This is a genomic window from Sphingomonas sp. SP1 (assembly GCF_058313395.1).
This window is the reverse complement of sequence record NZ_JBZFLC010000001.1, coordinates 1,550,423-1,569,160: the sequence shown is the minus strand read 5'-3', so window position 1 is coordinate 1,569,160 and position 18,738 is coordinate 1,550,423. Positions and strand designations below refer to the sequence as shown.

The 18,738-nt window shown below is 64.9% G+C and carries 21 protein-coding genes and 1 tRNA gene; 14 read left to right on the top strand and 8 right to left on the bottom strand.

Annotated features, from left to right (window positions below):
• Positions 1-52 precede the first annotated feature (52 nt).
• Complete coding sequence (locus AC4GYS_RS07975) at positions 53-799, top strand: HesA/MoeB/ThiF family protein (protein WP_491108555.1); 747 nt, start codon at positions 53-55, stop codon at positions 797-799.
• Here the strand turns inward: AC4GYS_RS07975 and topA are convergent.
• Genes topA through plsY form a run of 3 tightly spaced genes read right to left on the bottom strand, consistent with a single transcriptional unit; the run spans position 796 to position 5,060 of the window.
• On the bottom strand, positions 796-3,315 hold the full coding sequence (topA, locus tag AC4GYS_RS07970) for a type I DNA topoisomerase (protein ID WP_491108554.1): 2,520 nt from the start codon (positions 3,313-3,315) through the stop codon (positions 796-798). The two genes, AC4GYS_RS07975 and topA, sit on opposite strands and share 4 nt — an antisense overlap.
• 53 nt (positions 3,316-3,368) lie before the next feature.
• Positions 3,369-4,466 (bottom strand): DNA-processing protein DprA, encoded by a 1,098-nt coding sequence (gene dprA / locus AC4GYS_RS07965; protein ID WP_491108553.1) that lies wholly within the window; start codon positions 4,464-4,466, stop codon positions 3,369-3,371.
• Complete coding sequence (gene plsY, locus AC4GYS_RS07960; RefSeq protein WP_491109380.1) at positions 4,467-5,060, bottom strand: glycerol-3-phosphate 1-O-acyltransferase PlsY; 594 nt, start codon at positions 5,058-5,060, stop codon at positions 4,467-4,469.
• Between the two features lie 126 nt (positions 5,061-5,186).
• On the opposite strand from plsY, the gene murI reads away from it, so the two are divergent.
• The 3 genes from murI to AC4GYS_RS07945 all read left to right on the top strand — a co-directional run bounded on the left by murI (position 5,187) and on the right by AC4GYS_RS07945 (position 9,092).
• Positions 5,187-5,969, top strand: coding sequence for a glutamate racemase (murI, locus tag AC4GYS_RS07955; RefSeq protein WP_491108552.1), 783 nt, complete (start codon positions 5,187-5,189; stop codon positions 5,967-5,969).
• 77 nt (positions 5,970-6,046) lie between these two features.
• Positions 6,047-7,261, top strand: a complete 1,215-nt coding sequence (hemA, locus tag AC4GYS_RS07950) for a 5-aminolevulinate synthase (protein ID WP_491108551.1) — start codon at positions 6,047-6,049, stop codon at positions 7,259-7,261.
• A 121-nt stretch (positions 7,262-7,382) separates the two neighbouring features.
• Complete coding sequence (locus AC4GYS_RS07945; protein ID WP_491108550.1) at positions 7,383-9,092, top strand: PDZ domain-containing protein; 1,710 nt, start codon at positions 7,383-7,385, stop codon at positions 9,090-9,092.
• On the opposite strand, the gene AC4GYS_RS07940 is transcribed toward AC4GYS_RS07945, so the two are convergent.
• Positions 9,089-9,529, bottom strand: a complete 441-nt coding sequence (locus tag AC4GYS_RS07940) for a DUF3429 domain-containing protein (protein WP_491108549.1) — start codon at positions 9,527-9,529, stop codon at positions 9,089-9,091. The two genes, AC4GYS_RS07945 and AC4GYS_RS07940, sit on opposite strands and share 4 nt — an antisense overlap.
• A gap of 44 nt (positions 9,530-9,573) precedes the next feature.
• Between AC4GYS_RS07940 and rpiB the strand changes: the two genes are divergently transcribed.
• The 5 genes from rpiB to AC4GYS_RS07915 all read left to right on the top strand — a co-directional run bounded on the left by rpiB (position 9,574) and on the right by AC4GYS_RS07915 (position 12,847).
• Entirely contained in the window at positions 9,574-10,020 is a 447-nt protein-coding gene (rpiB, locus tag AC4GYS_RS07935) for a ribose 5-phosphate isomerase B (protein ID WP_491108548.1), read from the top strand.
• A complete protein-coding gene (locus AC4GYS_RS07930; protein WP_491108547.1) occupies positions 10,020-11,324 on the top strand; it encodes a serine hydroxymethyltransferase in 1,305 nt (434 codons plus the stop codon). The genes rpiB and AC4GYS_RS07930 overlap by 1 nt, the downstream gene beginning before the upstream one ends.
• Positions 11,324-11,818, top strand: a complete 495-nt coding sequence (nrdR, locus tag AC4GYS_RS07925) for a transcriptional regulator NrdR (protein WP_491108546.1) — start codon at positions 11,324-11,326, stop codon at positions 11,816-11,818. The genes AC4GYS_RS07930 and nrdR overlap by 1 nt, the downstream gene beginning before the upstream one ends.
• Positions 11,815-12,537 (top strand): RNA methyltransferase, encoded by a 723-nt coding sequence (locus AC4GYS_RS07920; protein ID WP_491108545.1) that lies wholly within the window; start codon positions 11,815-11,817, stop codon positions 12,535-12,537. The genes nrdR and AC4GYS_RS07920 overlap by 4 nt, the downstream gene beginning before the upstream one ends.
• Positions 12,538-12,598: 61 nt before the next feature.
• The gene (locus AC4GYS_RS07915) at positions 12,599-12,847 is read left to right on the top strand and encodes a hypothetical protein (protein ID WP_491108544.1); all 249 of its coding nucleotides are present in this window, start codon (positions 12,599-12,601) and stop codon (positions 12,845-12,847) included.
• On the opposite strand, the gene AC4GYS_RS07910 is transcribed toward AC4GYS_RS07915, so the two are convergent.
• Positions 12,844-13,170 carry a chorismate mutase gene (locus AC4GYS_RS07910; RefSeq protein WP_491108543.1) on the bottom strand — a complete coding sequence of 109 codons (327 nt, stop codon included), beginning with the start codon at positions 13,168-13,170 and terminating at the stop codon, positions 12,844-12,846. The genes AC4GYS_RS07915 and AC4GYS_RS07910 overlap by 4 nt on opposite strands.
• A gap of 165 nt (positions 13,171-13,335) precedes the next feature.
• On the opposite strand from AC4GYS_RS07910, the gene rpsD reads away from it, so the two are divergent.
• The 3 genes from rpsD to aguB all read left to right on the top strand — a co-directional run bounded on the left by rpsD (position 13,336) and on the right by aguB (position 15,858).
• Positions 13,336-13,950: a 30S ribosomal protein S4 gene (gene rpsD, locus AC4GYS_RS07905; RefSeq protein ID WP_491108542.1), complete on the top strand. Its 615-nt coding sequence runs from the start codon at positions 13,336-13,338 to the stop codon at positions 13,948-13,950.
• A 76-nt stretch (positions 13,951-14,026) separates the two neighbouring features.
• Entirely contained in the window at positions 14,027-14,998 is a 972-nt protein-coding gene (locus AC4GYS_RS07900; RefSeq protein ID WP_491108541.1) for an agmatine deiminase family protein, read from the top strand.
• A gap of 8 nt (positions 14,999-15,006) precedes the next feature.
• The gene (gene aguB / locus AC4GYS_RS07895; RefSeq protein ID WP_491108540.1) at positions 15,007-15,858 is read left to right on the top strand and encodes an N-carbamoylputrescine amidase; all 852 of its coding nucleotides are present in this window, start codon (positions 15,007-15,009) and stop codon (positions 15,856-15,858) included.
• Position 15,859: 1 nt separating this feature from the next.
• Here aguB and AC4GYS_RS07890 read toward each other — a convergent pair whose 3' ends face one another.
• Together AC4GYS_RS07890 and AC4GYS_RS07885 are read right to left on the bottom strand one after the other, a co-directional pair.
• Positions 15,860-16,354 (bottom strand): GNAT family N-acetyltransferase, encoded by a 495-nt coding sequence (locus AC4GYS_RS07890; protein ID WP_491108539.1) that lies wholly within the window; start codon positions 16,352-16,354, stop codon positions 15,860-15,862.
• A complete protein-coding gene (locus AC4GYS_RS07885) occupies positions 16,347-17,018 on the bottom strand; it encodes a uracil-DNA glycosylase (protein ID WP_491108538.1) in 672 nt (223 codons plus the stop codon). Before AC4GYS_RS07885 ends, AC4GYS_RS07890 begins: the two co-directional genes overlap by 8 nt.
• Before the next feature lie 87 nt (positions 17,019-17,105).
• Between AC4GYS_RS07885 and folK the strand changes: the two genes are divergently transcribed.
• Both folK and AC4GYS_RS07875 read left to right on the top strand, forming a co-directional pair.
• Positions 17,106-17,588 carry a 2-amino-4-hydroxy-6-hydroxymethyldihydropteridine diphosphokinase gene (gene folK / locus AC4GYS_RS07880; protein ID WP_491108537.1) on the top strand — a complete coding sequence of 161 codons (483 nt, stop codon included), beginning with the start codon at positions 17,106-17,108 and terminating at the stop codon, positions 17,586-17,588.
• 13 nt (positions 17,589-17,601) lie between these two features.
• Positions 17,602-17,677: transfer RNA gene (locus AC4GYS_RS07875), tRNA-Lys, on the top strand.
• A 119-nt stretch (positions 17,678-17,796) separates the two neighbouring features.
• On the opposite strand, the gene AC4GYS_RS07870 is transcribed toward AC4GYS_RS07875, so the two are convergent.
• Positions 17,797-18,699 (bottom strand): LysR family transcriptional regulator, encoded by a 903-nt coding sequence (locus tag AC4GYS_RS07870; RefSeq protein WP_491108536.1) that lies wholly within the window; start codon positions 18,697-18,699, stop codon positions 17,797-17,799.
• Between the last annotated feature and the right edge of the window lie 39 nt (positions 18,700-18,738).

Here is an 18,738-nt window from a genome sequence, read left to right as displayed (position 1 = left end):
CGCTTGCCGGCGACATGGCAGATGGACTCCCGCCCGAGCGGGAGTTGCGAGATTGCTGACCGACGAAGAACTTACCCGCTACAGCCGCCAGATCGTCCTCCCCCAGTTCGGCGGCACGGGCCAGCAGCGGCTCAAAGCCGCGTCGGTCTGCGTAGTCGGAGCGGGCGGCATCGGCTGCGCGGTCGTGCCGGCGTTGGCCGGAGCGGGCATCGGGCGTTTGACGGTGATCGACGGCGACACGGTCGACCTGACCAACTTCCACCGCCAGCCACTTTATCGCTCGCGTGAGATCGGCGAACCCAAGGCCGCCCTCGCCGGCCAGTTCGTTCGTCGCCTCAATCCCTTCGTGGAGATCAGCCCGGTCGAGCGCCGGATCGACCGGGACAATGCGCCCGCGCTGCTCGCCGGCCACGATCTCATCATCGACGGCACCGACAATTTCGCCACTCGCTTGGTTGTCAGCGACACCGCCGTCGCGCTCGGCATTCCCCTGCTCTCAGCCGCCGCCGTTCGGTTCCAGGGCCAGGTCGGCCTGTTTCGCGGCAGGCCCTGCTACCGATGCTATGTGGGCGACGCGTTCGACAGCGACGATTGCGACAATTGCGCGGAACTCGGAGTCCTCGGCGCTCTCACAGGCACCGTCGGCAACTTCGCCGCGCTGATGGCGATCCGCCTGTTGGCGCAGACCGGCGACGACCCCGCGGGCGCGCTCCACCTGTTCGACGGCCTGACCGGCAGCTGGCGCCAGATGCGCCTCCCTGCCGACCCGGGCTGCCGAACCTGCGGCGAGGGCGCCTAGGCCTTTTTCTTGGTTGCTGCCTTCTTGGCCGGAGCCTTCTTGGCCGCGACCTTGCGCTTCGCCTTGCCCTTGGCGGGTGCCTTGGCGGGTGCCTTGGCGGCCTTGGCATCGATCAGCACCACCGCCTCGTCCAGGGTCACGGCCTTGGGATCCGCGCCCTTGGGCAGCGTGGCATGGGTGATTCCGTCAGTGACATAAGGCCCGAACCGCCCTTCCAGCACCTTCAGCTCCTTGGCCGTTTCCGGATGCGCGCCAAGCACCGCCAACGGCTCCCGGCTCGCACCGCGCTGCCGCCCGCCGCCGTTCGCTGCATCGGCCAGCTTGGCCACTGCCGCGTTCATGCCGGTTTCGAACACCTCGGAAGTGGAGGAGAGCCGGGCGTATTTGCCCTGGTGCTGCAGGTAAGGTCCGTAGCGTCCAATGCTGGCAACGATCGGCTCGCCCGTTTCGGGATGATTGCCGATGGTCCGAGGCAGGCTCAGCAGCTTCTGCGCCCATCCAAGATCGAGCTCGCCCAGCGGGACGTCCTTCGGCACCGACGCCCGCTTCTCGCCTTGCTCGACATAGGGCCCGAACCGCCCGCTTTTGAGGACAATGCCCTCGCCCAGCTCCTGCGGTTCGCCGCTGGCCGCCTCGGCCGCCCCGCCCTGCCCGAACTTGCGGGTGTATTTGCACTCGGGATAGTTGGAGCAGGCCACGAACGCCCCAAACTTGCCGCCGCGCAGCGCCAGTCGGCCGTTGCCGCAATTGGGGCAAATCCTCGGATCGGTGCCGTCCTCCCTTTCCGGGAAAAGGAAGGGCGACAGGAACTCGTCCAACGCCGCCGTCACTTCCGACGGCTTCTGCTCCATGACCTCGCCGGCTTTCGGCTTAAAGTCGCGCCAGAATGCCTCGAGCAGCTTCTGCCAGTCGAGCCGCCCGCCAGACACATCGTCCAGCTCATTCTCCAGCTCCGCCGTATAGTCGAAGCTGACGTACCTTTCGAAGAAGCGCTCCAGGAACGCCGTCACCAGCCGGCCACTTTCCTCGGGGATGAAGCGGTTCTTCTCCAGCCGGACATATTCGCGGTCCTTCAGCGTCTGCAGCGTCGCCGCGTAGGTCGATGGCCGCCCGATGCCGAGCTCCTCCAGCCGCTTGACCAGGCTCGCCTCGGAAAAGCGCGGCGGCGGCTGGGTGAAGCTCTGTACCGCATCCACCCCTGCCTTGTGGGGGACATCACCCCGAGCAAGATGCGGCATCCGCGCGGCCTCTTCGTCGTCCGATTTTTCGTCCCGCCCTTCTTCGTACAGCGCAAGGTAGCCGGGAAAGAGCACCACCTGTCCCGTCGCCCGCAGCGTCGCCCGCCCGGCGCCGTCCGACAGCTCGACCGTGGTTCGTTCCAACCGCGCACTCGCCATCTGGCTGGCCAGAGCGCGATTGTAGATCAGTTCGTACAGCCGGCCATGATCGCCGCTTGCGGCCTTGGCCCGCGCGAAATCCGTCGGCCGGATCGCCTCGTGGGCTTCCTGGGCGTTCTTCGCCTTGCTCGAATATTGCCGCGGCTTGTCGGGCAGGTAACCCGCATCATAGCGATCCGCGACCGCCTTGCGGGCCGCGCTGATCGCCTCGCCGGCCATCTGCACCCCGTCCGTCCGCATGTAGGTGATCGATCCGTCCTCATAGAGCCGCTGAGCCACCCGCATGGTGTGGCTGGCCGAAAACCCCAGCTTGCGCGCCGCCTCCTGCTGAAGAGTTGAGGTGGTAAACGGCGGGGGCGGATTACGGCTGAATGGCTTGGTCTCCACCGAATCAACGGTGAAACGGCCAGCCTCCACCACCGCCCGCGCCGCGTTGGCAGAACCCTCGTCCCCAATGGTCAGCCGGTCGATCTTTTTGCCGTCCAGCCCGACCAGCCGCGCGGTGAAGCGCTGTCCATCCTTCTCGAACTGGGCGCTGATCGTCCAATATTCCTGCGGCCGGAATAGCTCGATCTCGCGCTCCCGGTCGACGATCAGACGCAGGGCAACGGACTGGACGCGGCCCGCCGATTTCGCACCGGGCAGCTTGCGCCAGAGGATCGGCGACAGGGTGAAGCCGACCAGGTAATCGAGCGCCCGCCGGGCCCGGTAGGCGTCGATCAGATGCTCATCCAATTCCCTTGGGCGGCCCATGGCTTCGGTCACCGCCGTCTTGGTGATGGCGTTGAAGGTGACCCGCTCCACCTGATCCGGCAGGGCCCGCCGCTTCCTCAGCACTTCCTGCACGTGCCAGCTGATCGCCTCACCCTCCCGATCGGGGTCGGTTGCGAGGATCAGCGTGTCCGCCTTCTTGGCCTCGTCGGTGATCGCCTTCAGCTGTTTCGCCTTGTCGGGATAGGTTTCCCAATCCATCGCGAAACCTTCGTCCGGGTTTACCGAACCGTCCTTGGGCGGCAGGTCGCGCACATGCCCGAACGAGGCAAGCACCCGGTGCCCGGGTCCCAGATATTTCTCGATGGTCTTTGCCTTGGCAGGCGATTCGACGACAACCAGCTTCAATTCTTTTGCCCCTTACGCATACGCGCGATTCTCGATGGCTGACGAAAGGCCCGTCAAGCCGGTTGCAGACTGACCTTGCCACCCGCATGCCGATCAAGACGTCCAGCCAGGTCCAGCTCGAGCAGGACCAGCTGAACCGCTCCGCTCGGCAGACCGGACAAACGCACCACCTCGTCGACCGGAACCGGTGAGGGGCCGAGCAACGCTTCAATGGCCCGCCGTTCGTGCTCGTCCGGCTCGCGCACCGGCTCTGGAGGAACAGCATGCTCGAATGAAGCCCGCGACGAAGCGACCATTCCGCTGCCGATCGGTCGGATCAGTTCCAGCACATCTGCGGCACTCTGAATCAGTGTCGCACCTTCTCGGATGAGGCCGTTACAACCCTGCGCCCGCGGGTCGAGCGGAGAGCCCGGCACTGCCATGACCTCCCGCCCCATCTCGGCCGCGAGCCGCGCAGTGATCAGCGATCCCGACTTGGGCGCCGCTTCGACGACAATCGTGGCGACGCTAAGGCCCGCGATGATCCGATTGCGGTGCGGGAAGTGTCGTGCCCGCGGCTCGGTGCCGGGCGGCATCTCGGCGATGACCAACCCTCGCTCGAACAGCTGACGCTGCCGGGTCTCATTCTCTGGTGGGTAAAAGACGTCAAGCCCGCCGGCGATCACCCCGATCGTGCCGCTGTCGAAGGCGCCATCGTGGGCGGCCGTGTCGATCCCGCGCGCCAGGCCCGACACCACCATGACGCCTTCCTGCCCAAGATCATGGGCGAGCTGGCGGGCGAACCGGCAGGCGGCAGCGCTGGCGTTGCGCGCCCCCACCATCGCCACCAGCGGTCTTTCTAGCAATTGCTGATCGCCGACGACCGTCACGATCGGAGGCGCGTCGTCCAGCTCGGCAAGAGCGCTCGGATAAAGGCCTTGGCCGCGCACGAGATACCGCCCGCCCAGCTCTCTCACGCGGGCGATCTCTCGCCGGGCCTGCTCTTCGGAGAATAGCGTCAACGCCCGGCTGCCGCCCCTCCTTGCGAGGTCGGGAACGGCTTTCAGGGCGGCTTCCGCGCTGCCGAAGCGAGCGATCAGCTGGCGATAGGAGACAGGGCCGATACTCCCGCTGCGGATCAGCCGGAGACGCGCCAGGAAATCATCGCTCACTTAAGTACGCCCACCCACCCTAGGTTCGGTTCCGGCGCGGAGCCGGGCCAGGTTTTCGCGGTGTTTCCAGACAATCAGCAAGGCAAATCCGATCAGCATCGGCACAAGATCCATGCGCCCCAACACCGCCGCGCTGACCGGCGCGCTGAGAGCCGCGGCCATTCCCGCTACCGAACTGATCCGGACCAGCAGAAACAGCCCAATCCAAACCGCCGCATAGACGGCCGCCGCCTGCCACAGCAGCGGAAACAGTACGCCAAGCAGGGTCGCGACGCCCTTGCCGCCCCGGAAACCAAGCCAGATCGGATACAGGTGCCCGACCAGCGCACCAGCTGCCGCAAACCGTTCGGCACCAGGCCAGACCTGCTGCGCAATCATCACCGCGGCAGTGCCTTTCAGCGCATCCAGCAGCAGCGTGGCCGCGGCCAACCCCTTGCTCCCCGTCCGAAGCACGTTGGTCGCACCGATATTGCCGGATCCGACCTGGCGGATGTCCCCCCGGCCGGTCAGCCGCGTCAACAGCAGCCCGAACGGGACGGAGCCGAGCAGATAACCGACAAGCAGCGCAAGGATCGTGGTCTGGGACAGGTCCATCGCTCCGGCTGGTAGCAGATGGGGTGTTGGCTGCAACGCCGTCATGACGACGACAGCGACTCTTGGCGAAGCCGTTGCGAGAAGTGGATTGCGTCGAGCCTTTGCTCCCCGCAATGACGGCATTCGATGCAGGCTTCCGCACCTATCCTTTTCTTCGATTCCGGTGTGGGCGGCCTGTCCGTGCTTGCACCCACTCGCGCGCTGCTGCCGCGCGCGCCGATCGTCTATGCTGCCGACAGCGCAGCCTTTCCGTACGGCACCCGTACCGAGGAAGAGATCTCTGCGCGGGTTCCGGCCCTGCTTGGGCGCCTCGTCGAACGCTATCACCCGCGCCTTGCAGTGATTGCTTGCAACACCGCCTCGACGATTGCCCTGCGCCACGTCCGCTCCGCGCTCGATATCCCGGTGGTGGGCACCGTCCCGGCGATAAAGCCCGCCGCTGAGCAATCGCATAGCCGGGTCATTGGCGTGCTCGGCACGGAGGCGACCGTGCGGCAGCCTTACGTCAACGATCTTGCCGCGCGCTTCGCCGCGGATTGCGAGGTGCTGCGCCATGGCTCTGCCGAGCTGGTCGCGCTGGCCGAGGCCAAGCTGTCCGGGGCCAGGATCGATCCCGCCGCGGTCGCTGCAGCGGTTGAACCGTTGGCCCGCCGACCGGATATGGACGTGGTGGTTCTTGCCTGCACCCATTTCCCCTTGCTGGCAGAGGAACTTGCATCCGCGATGCCGAATGCGCGTCAGGTCGATGGCGGCCCGGGAATCGCCCGCCGGATCGCGCACCTCACGCAAGGCCAGCCGTGGCCGCTTAAGGGTGAGCCGGGGACCGCGCTATTCACCGGGCCGGGCCCGACTGCAGCACTTCAAGCGGGGCTGGCCGAATACGGGATCACCCGTATTGAACACCTCTAGATTTACTGCGAGTCGTTCGCATTGGAAAATCGGCGCTCTTCGCACTAAAGGCTGCGCAAACAACATTCGAGAAACCGTTGGACTACAACCGCATCTTCCAGGCCGCGATCGACCGGCTTCACGATGAAGGCCGTTACCGGGTGTTCATCGATATCCTGCGCAACAAGGGCAATTATCCCAATGCCCGCTGCTTTGCGGGGCACAACGGGCCAAAACCGATCACGGTCTGGTGCTCCAACGACTATCTCGGCATGGGCCAGCACCCGGCCGTGATCGCTGCGATGGAAGAAGCGCTGCACGATGTCGGTGCCGGTTCCGGCGGCACCCGGAATATCGGCGGCAATACGCACTACCACGTCGACCTGGAGGCCGAGCTGGCCGATCTCCACGCCAAGGAATCCGCCCTGCTGTTCACCAGTGGCTATGTTTCCAATGAGGCCACGCTTTCGACAATCGGCAAATTGCTGCCGGGCTGCGTCATTTTCTCGGACGAGCTCAATCACGCCTCGATGATCGCCGGCATCCGCAGCTCGGGTTGCGAAAAGCGCGTGTTCCGCCACAACGATCTCACCCATCTTGAAGAGCTGCTTTCGGCCGAAGATCCAGAGACGCCAAAGCTGATCGCCTTCGAAAGCGTCTATTCGATGGATGGGGACGTCGCGCCGATCGCCGCAATCTGTGATCTTGCCGACCGCTATGGGGCGCTGACCTACCTCGACGAAGTTCACGCTGTCGGCATGTATGGCGCGCGCGGCGGCGGCATTTCCGAGCGTGATGCAGTGGCCGACCGGCTGACCATCATTGAAGGCACGCTGGGCAAGGCATTCGGCGTGATGGGCGGCTACATCGCCGCCGACCGGAACATCGTCGACTGCATTCGCAGTTATGCGCCTGGCTTCATCTTCACGACTTCGCTCTCGCCCGTGCTGGTGGCCGGTGCGCTGGCCTCGGTCCGGCATCTCAAGGCGTCAGGGGACGAGCGGGCCGGACAGCAGGCTGCCGCCACCATGCTGAAGCGAAAGTTCGCCGACGCAGGCTTGCCGGTCATGGACAGCGTCACGCACATCGTGCCGTTGCTGGTCGGATGCCCAGTCAAGGCCAAGCGGATCAGCGACATCCTGCTCGCGGAATACGGCCTCTACGTTCAGCCGATCAATTTTCCGACCGTGCCGCGGGGCACCGAACGCCTCCGTTTCACGCCGGGTCCGTGGCATGACGAAGCCATGCAGGACGAACTTACCGGTGCGCTGGCCGAAATCTGGGACCGGCTTGAGATGAAGCTCGCGGCCTAGGGTTTACTTTCCGCTTTCTTCTGTCCTGCTATCTGGCAAGTGAATCACATGATTCGGGGAACAGGGGACTGAATTGCAGCTAAGCGCGGCATCGGTTCGGCCACCGGCGCGGCTTCGCGCCATGAACGACCGCCAGGCGTCGGGCCTGCGGTGGTTCTGGATGCTCCTGTTCGGCCTTGCCCTCATGATCGTGATCGGCGCCACCGCCTATTCGCTGCGGGCGACCTATCAATATATTCCGGCTTTCCAGCAGGTCGGCCTTGACCCCGACGTCACCGATGGCCTGGTCGACGTTCGTCCGTTGACCGACACGACCGACAATCCGTCGCCGCCGGCCCGGATCGTGGCCATCGATGGCCAGCGCGTATCACCCAATGCGGTGATCGCCGACCTTGCCAATCGACTGACGTCCGCGCCGGGCCAAAGCGTGGCCATCACCCTCCGCCAGGCCGATGGCCGCGAGCGGACCGTGCAGCAAGTGCGCCGCCCGCTGGAGATCAGCGCGGAAGACCGCCGCTCCGCCACCCTGCGGGTCTACACTCGCCTCGGCTTCGCACTGTTCGCCTGCTCCGTTCTGTTGCTGTGCAGCCTGTTGCTTGCCCTCCGCCGCCCGGACGATCCGGTCGCCATGCTGTTCGCCCTGATCTTCGCTATGATGGCAGCCTCCGTCGATCCCGCCCTGCAAATGTGGCAGTGGACCGGTCTTTCGATCGTCGATGAAATCATCGCCAGCGCGTGGTTCTACCTCTTGCTGATCGTGCTGGCCCTGTTCCCGGACGGGGTCTTTGTCCCCCGCTTCCTTCGCTGGATGGTCTATGCGGCCTTGCCGATCGCCATCTTAGCCAGTTTGCCCGGCGTCGATGCGACGATGCAGACGCTCGTAGCCATCGGCGTGCTGCTGGCCCTGCTATGGGGCCAAGTGATTCGTTTCCGCCGGTTACCGGCGGGCATCGAGCGGCAGCAGATCAAGTGGGCCGCCTTCGGTTTCGGCGCGGGCTTCATCCTGCTCGGCGGCGCCTTCGCGATGGTGCCGTTCATTCCCGACGATCCCACTCAGCAGAACCCGCTGTTCAACCTTGTGGTGCTGGTCCTGTTTTCGCTCGGTATCGCCTGTATTCCACTCGGCTTGCTGATCGCGCTCACGCGCTTCCGCCTTTGGGAAGCCGACACGGTGATCACCCGGTCCGCTGCCTATGCGGTGGTAACCCTGATCGTCGGCATGGTCTGGGCGGCGACCTCCGATCTTGCCAAGCTCATCATTACCGAGGTCATGGGCCGCGAAAGCGAGGCGGGCGCCACGGCCGTCAGCGCCATCATCGCAGCTGGCATCTTTTCGCCAACCCAGTCGGCGGTCCTCGGCTGGACCCGGCGCCACTTCGGGGGGCCGATGGACCGCATCAAGGGCGCAGCCGAGCGGCTCAAGAACTGGGGTCTGACCGAAACGCCGCCGGAACTGGCCAAGCGAGCCCTTGGCGTCATCGACGAAGCCGTTCACCCGCTCCGCTCGGCGATCGAGATTAATAGGGACGGTAACCCGGAGCTTCTGGCGTCCCGCAACGTGCGTTCGATTTCGGACACGCGCCTGCTGGACGCGCTGGAACTCGCCGATGAAGAGGGCACCGTCGGCACCCTTCGCCTCGGCCGCCGGTCCGACGGGAATCGTTACAATCGACAGGAACTGGAAGCGGTGCGACAGCTTGCTCCGCACATCGCCGATGCACTCAGGGTATCGATGCAGCGTTCCAGCCGTGAGGCGACCATGCAGCAGAAACTGGAAGAAATGGCCGCCCGACTCGCACAGCTGGAAGGCGGGACACCCAAACCCGCCTAACGTCCCCACCAGACTGTCAGCGCCAGCAGGATCCCGAGGCCGAATGACAAGGGCACCCGCAAGCGCATCCACCAGGCGGGGGTAAGTCCGCGACTGTGCAGAAGCGCGTCGACCAGCGGCGAGAGCAGGATCAAGGTTGCCAGGATCAGACCCGGGCGAAGCTCCGAGGCCCGCATGGGCAGCAGCGCCCACGCGGCCAGCGACGGCAATACCGCCAGCACCAGCAACCACCACTTGGGGCGCTGCTCGCGGGAAGCGAATGCCCACCAGCTTCCGCCAAGGAAAGAGAAGATCAGCGCCGAATAGACGAGGATGAACCCGGCCGCGGTCGAACCGAATCCGCCAATGTCGGCGAATGCGACGAATGCGCCGGCGAGCGGCGGCACAAGGCCGGCGGCGCCAAGCGCGGCGGCCGAGAGGGGAACGCGATTGTTCATCCCCGCACGGTGGCATTTCGCGTCTGCGAAGGCTAGATGAGCCTATGCGCATCGCCCTTGCCGCCGACCATGCCGGTTATCAACTGAAGGACGAGCTGGCCGCCTGGCTGGCAGAGGCGGGACACGAGGTTCTCGATCTTGGGACAAACGGCAGCGACAGCGTGGATTATCCCCGCTTCGGCGCGGCCCTGGCTGATGCGATCGCGGTGAACCGGGCCGATCGCGGCATCGCCGTGTGCGGGTCGGGCATCGGTATATCCATCAGCGTCAACCGTAATCCAGCGTGCCGCTGCGCGCGCGTCGATGATCCCCTGTCGGCAAGGCTGGCCCGCGAGCACAACGACGCCAACGTCGTGGCCCTCGGCGCACGGCTGATCGGCAGCGACATGGCGCGGGCCATTGTGACCGCCTTCCTCGACACCCATTTCGCCGGCGGGCGCCACCAGCGCCGCGTCGATATGCTTTCCCCTCAGCTTCAGGACAGCGACTGATGGCCACCGCCGCCAACCTCAACCATGTTCAGCCCGACGGCTTTTTCTCCCGCCAGCTGGCCGATGCCGACAGCGCAGTCGCGGAAGCGATCAAAGCCGAATTGATCCGCGAGCAGACGCAGATCGAACTGATCGCGTCGGAGAACATCGTTTCCCGTGCTGTGCTGGAGGCGCAGGGCAGCGTCCTCACCAATAAATATGCGGAAGGCTATCCTGGCCGCCGCTATTATCAGGGCTGCGCGCCATCGGACACGGTCGAGCAGCTTGCGATCGAACGCGCGAAGCAGCTGTTCGGTTGCGGCTTTGTCAACGTCCAGCCGCACTCCGGCGCTCAGGCCAACGGCGCGGTGATGCTGGCGCTGACCAGGCCGGGAGACACCATTCTGGGCATGAGCCTTGCTGCGGGCGGACACCTTACGCACGGCGCTCCGCCGGCACAGTCGGGCAAGTGGTTCAATGCGGTCCAGTATGGCGTTCGGCCGGACGACCACCTGGTCGATTTCGAAGAGGTTGCGCGCCTTGCCGAAGAGCATAAGCCGACTCTCATGATCGCTGGAGGCTCGGCCTACCCGCGCCACCTCGACTTCGCCAAATTTCGCGAGATTGCGGATAGCGTCGGTGCAATCCTGATGGTCGATATGGCGCACTTCGCCGGCCTGGTCGCGGCGGGCGAGCACCCGACGCCTTTCGGCCACGCGCATGTCGTGACCACCACCACCCACAAGACCCTGCGCGGTCCGCGCGGGGGCATGGTGCTGACCGACGACGAAGCGATCGCGAAGAAGATCAACTCTGCGGTCTTCCCCGGCTTGCAGGGCGGCCCGTTGATGCATGTGATCGCCGCCAAGGCCGTCGCGTTCGGCGAAGCCCTCCAACCCGGGTTCAAGACCTATGCAAAGGCGGTTATCCGCAACGCGCAGACCCTCGCCAATCGTTTGAAGGAGCGCGGCGCCGACCTCGTTGCCGGCGGGACCGACACCCACCTGGCGCTGGTCGACCTTCGTCCCCTCGGACTCACCGGGAAGGACGCGGATGAGAGCCTCGAGCGCGCCGGTATCACCTGCAACAAGAATGGCGTTCCGTTCGACCCCTTGCCGCCCCTCAAGACCAGCGGCATCCGCGTCGGTTCACCGGCCGGCACGACCCGCGGCTTCGGTGAAGCGGAGTTCCGCGACATCGCCGACATGGTCGCCGACGTTCTCGACGGCCTGCAGACAAACGGGCTTGAGGGCAATGGCGAGGTGGAGCGGCAGGTGAACGAGCGCGTCCGCGATCTTTGCGCCCGCTTCCCCATCTATAGCTGATGCGCTGCCCATTTTGCGGTGATCCCGACAGCCAGGTTAAGGACAGCCGCTCGTCCGAGGACGGAGCCGCCATCCGCCGGCGTCGGCAGTGCGAAGGCTGCGGCGCTCGCTTCACGACGTTCGAGCGGGTGCAGCTGCGCGACCTCACCGTGGTCAAGAAGGGCGGGAAGCGCGAGCCGTTCGACCGTCGGAAGCTCGAGCGCGCCGTCGCCCTCGCATGTCGAAAGCGCGACATTTCGCCCGAGCGCATCGAGCGGATCGTCAGCGGCATTCAGCGGCAACTCGAGACTCGCGGAGACGAGGTCGGCACCGCGGAAATCGGGGAGGCGGTCATGGCTGGCCTCAAGAACCTCGATCACGTCGCCTACATCCGCTTCGCCAGCATCTACAAGGATTTCAGCGAGGCCAGCGATTTCGCTGAGATCGCCGGGGAGGTGGTCGATGCGGATGAGCCGGAAAGTCCGCCCAAGCCCAGTTCCGACAAGCTGCTGTGACCGTTCCTCCCGTCATCGTTCTCGTCCGGCCCCAGCTGGGCCAGAACATCGGCAAGGCCGCGCGCGCGATGCTCAATTTCGGCCTCACCGAGTTGCGTCTCGTTGCGCCGCGCGACGGCTGGCCGAACCCGGAGGCGGGACCGGCGGCAAGTGGCGCCGACGTCGTGCTGCAAGGCGCGCCGCTGTTCGACACGGTGGCAGATGCGGTGGCCGACTGCTCGATGGTCTACGCGTCCACGGTGCGCCGCCGCGAGCTCGTCACTCCGGTCGTCCATCCTGAGGTGATGGCGCAGGAGATCACAGCCCTTCCCGCCCGGTCGGCCCTTCTGTTCGGCCCGGAACGCTCCGGCCTCGCCACGGAGGACGTGGCCCTCGCCAACAAGATCGTCACAGTTCCCATCAATCCGGAGTTCGGCAGCCTGAACCTGGCGCAGGCCGTCATCCTGTTGGCATATGAATGGTCGCGCCATCAGGCGCTGGCGCAGCCCACGGCCCGGGAAATGGAGCCGCCCGCCGCCCACCGGGAACTTGACGGCCTGATCGGCCAGCTTGAAACTGCACTCGACAGCACCGGCTATTTCTTTCCGCCCGAGCGAACCGAAGCGACGCGCAACACAATCCGTACGATCTTCACGAAGACCGGCTGGTCGTCGCGGGAGGTCAATGCCGTTCGTGGAATGCTTCGGTCACTGGTCGAACCGCGCCGCCGGGCCGGTTGACCTGGGTCCACGCGCCCACTAGTCGACCTGGTTTGTCCAGCGATTCAAGGAACTTGCCTCCATGTCCGCGTTGATCTTGTTTGCGTTGCTCGCGTCCGCCAATCCTGAAGTTCCCCAGTCATCGGCCCCCATGGTTGCCGAACAGAAGGAGGCAAAGCCGGAGCGCAAGATCTGCAAGCGCGAAAAAGTGACCAGCTCCCTTCACGGGTCCAAGCGGGTGTGCCTTACCTCCAGGGAATGGCGAATCCGTAATGGCCAGGCCGGCGGTGGCGAAGACATCGGGTCGGCGATCGGCAGCCGCGGCAATTAGCTCTCGCGATCTCGATACGTCCGGGCTTCGTCAAAACGACGCAGCTCATGCGCGATCGAGGTTTCGATCAAGTCCTCGTAGATGCGGCTCATCAGTGCCCGGTCCACGCCTGCCAGATCCGCCGCGGCGTCGACCTTGGCCTTGACGTCCGCTTTGCGCCATTCGTCACGAACCAGATGGCGTTCGGGCTTTATCCGGGCGGCCGCGTCCATATAGCCGAACCGGCGGGCGATCAGCGCCGTAATCTGCCGATCGACATCGTCCACTCCGGCACGAACTTCGGTCATGGTAGTGCAGTTCTCAGGGTCGAGCGGATCGGTCATGCAAGGCCCTTGCCCGCCCAACCTTGACCTCCGCAAGCCCCTCGGCTAGTCGCGCGCCACGCAATTGGCCCCGCACACCCGGTGAAGCGGTGGCCCTGCACTGACCTATGTCGGACGTAGCGCGGCTCCGGGCTGAACACATGCAACGCAATTGAAGGATGGAATATGTCGAAGCGCACCAGCGCCAAGTACAAGCTTGACCGCCGCATGGGCGAAAATGTCTTTGGTCGCCCGAAGAGCCCGGTCAACCGCCGCGAATATGGTCCGGGCCAACATGGTCAGCGCCGCAAGGGCAAGATGTCGGACTTCGGCATTCAGCTGCGCGCCAAGCAGAAGTTGAAGGGCTATTACGGCGACGTTACCGAAAAGCAGTTCAAGCGCACCTTCCAGGAAGCCAGCCGCATGAAGGGCGACGCTTCCCAGAACCTTATCGGCCTGCTCGAGCGTCGGCTCGACATGGTCGTGTATCGCGCCAAGTTCGCGCCGACCATCTGGGCCGCGCGTCAGCTGGTGAGCCACGGCCACATCCGGGTGAACGGCGGGAAGTGCAACATCGCCAGCCGCCGAGTGAACGTCGGCGACGTGATTGAGCTCGGCCCTAAGGCGCAGGAAATGGCGCTGGTCCTCGAAGCGCAGAGCCTCGCCGAGCGCGACATTCCGGAATATGTCGTCACCGAAGGCACGGCCAAGGCCACTTTCAACCGGGTTCCCACGCTGGACGAGGTTCCTTACCCCGTCCGCATGGAGCCGAACCTGGTCGTCGAGTTCTATTCGCGCTGATCCGATCGGACCCGCGTAGAAGAAACTGGGGCGGCCTTCGCAGCGAAGGTCGCCCCTCTTCGTTTCTGGAGCCGTGATGCATCCTCCCCTGCCCGAGTGGGCGCCCCATCAAGCCATGTGGATCGGTTTCCCAAGCGATCCCGAGTTATGGCTCGACGACCTGCTTCCCGCTCAACGCGAAGTCGCCGCCTTGGCCGACGCGCTTCATGCCGGAGGCAGGGGCGAGGAGATCATCCTGGTTGCAGCGAACGCGGATGCCGCCCAGGCCGCTGGCCGATTATCGCCATTTGCGACCATCCTCACCGAGCCTTTTGGCGATATCTGGCTTCGTGACACCGGGCCGATCGTGACGGGGTCGGGCGGGTCCCGCCACGCCCGGGGTTTCCGCTTCAATGGCTGGGGCGGCAAATATGACCTGCCCGGCGACGACAGCATCGGCGAGCGGCTCGCCGCGTCGGCCACCCTGCCCTATTCGCAGGCCGATTGGGTCCTGGAGGGCGGGGCAATCGACGGCGATGGGTCAGGCTGCTTCATCACGACAGAGCAGTGCTTGCTCAATCCGAACCGCAATCCGTCGCTGGATCGGCGCGCCATCGAGGATCGCCTCCGAGCGGACGTTGGCTGCACCCAGCTGATCTGGCTCGGTGAGGGGCTCCTCAACGACCATACCGACGGTCACGTCGACAACCTCGCGCGCTTCGTTGCGCCCGGCCGCGTCGCGATCCCCGCGCCCGCAGAGAACGATCCGAATTGCGCGGTCTTCAACGACGTGGCTCACCGGCTTAAGGAAACAAAGCTGGACATCGTGAACCTGCCGTCGCCGGGTCTGGTTGAGCGGGACGGTGAGATCTGTCCCGCCAGCTATATGAATTTTCTGATCGGCAATGCGGCGGTGGTCGTTCCGCTTTACGGGGCACCCAACGACGATGCTGCCGTCCACGCTGTCCAGGCGCTGTTCCCGGACCGCAAGGCAGTCGGCCTGCGGGCAGACCACATCCTGACTGGCGGCGGCAGTTTTCACTGCATCAGCCAGCAAATCCCGGCATAGGCACCGCAATGACAAAACTTACCGTTGCCGCGCTCCAACTCGCGTTCGGCGAAGATACCGCTGCTAACATCCGCGCCGTATCCGACCTCGTGCGGGAAGCTGCATCGAGGGGCGCACAGGTGGTGCTGCCGCCGGAGCTGTTCGAAGGCCCCTATTTCTGCCGGGAGGAAGACGAAAGTCTCTTTGCCAATGCGAAGGCAACCGCCGAGCACCCGTCCGTGTTGGCGATGCAGGCGCTTGCGGAGGAACTCAAGCTCTGGATTCCGACCAGTTTCTTCGAGCTCGACGGGCCGCACCATTATAATTCGCTGGCGATGATCAACCCGGATGGGAAAATCGCCGGCGTTTATCGCAAAAGCCACATCCCCGACGGCCCGGGCTATGAGGAAAAATTCTATTTCCGCCCCGGCAATACGGGCTTCAAGGTTTGGAAAGGACCGGATGCGAGCACGCTTGGCGTGGGCGTATGCTGGGACCAATGGTATCCCGAAACCGCGCGTGCGATGATGCTGATGGGGGCGGAGATCCTCTTCTATCCAACCGCCATCGGATCGGAACCGCACGACCCAGATCTCGACACCTCGCGTCTCTGGCGCCGGGCGATGATCGGGCATGCCGTCAGCAACGTGGTTCCGGTGGTCGCGGCCAACCGTATCGGCACCGAATGCGGCCAGCGCTTTTATGGACACAGTTTCATCTGCGACCAGCGCGGGGACCTACTGGCCGAATTCGGCGCTGAGGAAACGGGGGTGCTGGTGGCCACACTGGACCTCGCCGAAGCCCGCCGCCATCGCGCGGCCTTCGGATTTTTCCGGGACCGTCGGCCAGAACTCTACGGGCGCCTGGTGGAAGACATCTAGGCTACATCGCCAAGCGGTAATAGATGCTGTCGCACCACACGCCGCCGATGCACCAGGTGCGGGCGGCGTGGCCCGTTTCCTCGAAACCCAGTCGCTCCAGCAAACGCCGCGAGGCAGTGTTGCGCGGGTCGGCATCGGCGCGCAACTCGGTCGACCCCACCGTCCGCCGATGATCGATGAAGGCCCGGAGCGCCTCGGTCGCGTAACCATGGCCCCACCGATCGCGGCTGAGAAGATAACCGACCTCCGGTAGCTTCCAGGCGCCGGTTTTCCCGATCGGCTCTCCGCCCAGCGTGACGATGAAATCGTCACTCTCGGCGTGCGGAGGGGAAATCATGCTGCGCACCCAGTCCTCTGTCTGGGTGAGGGTGTCATGCGGCAGCGTGGACCAGTAGCGCATGGTGACAGGGTCACTCATGATCTTGTGCATGGCCTCGACGTCCGTCAGCCGCGCACGCCGCAGGACCAGCCGCTCGGTACGGAGTTCCTCAAGCATCACGAAGCCGGACCGCCCGCTGGAAGACGGCTTCGAACATCTCGGCATTCAACCGCCCGGTATTCTGATTGTAGCGGCTCGAGTGGTAGCTCGACAGCAGCGTGCGACCGTCCGCCAACCGCACCTCCGCGCCGTGGCCGAATTTCGCCTGGCTCGGCCGTAAGCCTACCGCTTTCACGGCCGCCGCATGGGCGATCGCGCCAAGCGCGACCAGCACCTTCAATCGCGGCAGGGCCGTCAGGCTTGCCTCGAAATAGCTCCGGCAGGTCGCGATCTCCCCGGGCTCGGGCTTGTTTGCCGGCGGCAGGCATTTCACCGCGTTGAGAATGACCGCGCCCGTAAGTTGCAGGCTGTCGGCCGGATCGGCGCGATACTCACCCTTCGCGAGGCCAAACTTTAGAAGCGTGGCATAAAGCAGGTCGCCGGCGAAATCGCCCGTGAACGGCCTGCCCGTTCGATTGGCGCCATGTTTGCCCGGCGCCATTCCAACCACCCCCAGCCACGCCTGCCGATCGCCCCAAGCCGGCACCGGTGCATTCCACCAATCGGGATGCTCGGCCCGGCATTGCTCGCGGAACGCGACCAGCCTCGGACAAAGCAAACAGTCTCTTGGCGCTTCCACCTCGGGCACGGGAGATACGACGGGAGGCGCGATCAACAGCATCGTCTGCCTTTAGCGCCGCTGTCGCGGCTGCCAAAGATCGTTTACCGGCCTTCGACAAGTCGGGCCCGAGCGCATACACGCGCGGCGGTGACGCATCTCTACGCAATCGCTCTCGGCTCGAACCGGCCGCACGGACGACATGGGAGGCCGCCGCAGGTGGTGCTTGCTGCCATTGCCGAACTTGATCGGCGCTTCGACCTGTACTCCGCTTCGTCGATCCTTCTGAACCCGGCGTTTGGCGGAGCCGGCCGCGATTTCGCGAATGCGGTGGCATTGGTAGAAACGTCTCTCACTCCCCGGGCGATGCTGGGGGAATTGAAGCAACTGGAAAGCCGCTTCGGTCGTCGCGCCTCCCGGCGTTGGGGAGCGCGGGTTCTCGACCTCGACCTGCTGCTCTGGAGCGGCGGTGCATATCGCTCGCGCTCGCTGCAGATACCTCACACCCGCCTGGCCGACCGATCCTTTGTTCTGCAGCCGCTGCTGTCGGTCGCGCCGCGCTGGCGCGTGATGGGAGCGCTGGAGGTTCGCCATCTCGCACACCGCCTTGCCCGCCGCCGTCCACGCGGCTAAGCGCCTTTCGCGTGGGCCGTTAGCTCAGTCGGTAGAGCAACTGACTTTTAATCAGTAGGTCGCTGGTTCGAGCCCAGCACGGCTCACCATACTCCAAGTAAGTCAGCGCCGGCGCGGCCTTGAGCGGAGTATGGTGTTGCGCCAGTTTCCGGGTCCGGCGGCTTAGGCGCCTGGGCGGACCTTCAAGTTTGAAAACGCGTCAGTCCCGTCACGCGATAGGCTGTGTCCCGACAAGCTGGTCGCGAAGCCATGTGCCGGCGGGGCCTAGCTTCACGTCGCGGCGATGGATCGCGAACAGGCCGTAGGTGACCTCAGGGTTCTCAGGCAGATCGAGCCGAAGCAGGGTACCGGTCAGCAGGTCGTTCTCGATCAATGGCAGGGGCATGTTTCCCCAGCCGATGCCTTCCCGAAGCAACTGGTGCTTGGCGCCAAGGTCTCCGAGGCGCCAGGTCCGGCTACTCTGAACCGCGAAGTCTTGTCCCTGCGTCAATGACGACCGATCGGTGAGAACCAACTGCACATGGCCCCGCGCCGCCCCGGGGGGCAGCGGCTGCAACTTGGCAAGCGGATGATCCGGTGCGGCCACGGGGACCAGCTTGACGGAACCTGCGCCGATCACCTCCAGCTGGTCGACCGGCCCGGTCAGCGGTCCGCTTAAGCCAAGTGTTGCACTGCCTTCGATCACCATCGCGGTGACCGCGCCCAGTGCTTCCACGTGCAACCGCAGCGCAACGGTCGGAAACTTGTCCTGGAATCCGCGAAGAAGCCTGCCGAGTTGCTGTGGCGGGAGCATCACGTCCACCGCCAGGCTGATCTCCGCTTCGAGGCCGTGCAACAATCCTCTTACCGTCGAGCGCAGGTCTTCGATATCGCGGGCCACGGCCCTGGCCTCCACCAATACTGCTCTGCCTTCCTGCGTGAGTTGAGGCTTGCGTGTACTCTCCCGCTCGAACAGCTTCACTCCCAGCTGCGCCTCGAGATTGGCGATGCCGTAGCTGACCGCCGACACGGCGCGATTCAGCTTGCGGGCAGCTCCCCCGAAGCTGCCGGCTTCAACCACCGTCACGAACAGGCGCAGCTGGTCAAGGGTCGGAGTGCCAGGCTCCATCATTCTACTTTCTCGAACGTTCTGATCAGATTTATCCCACTC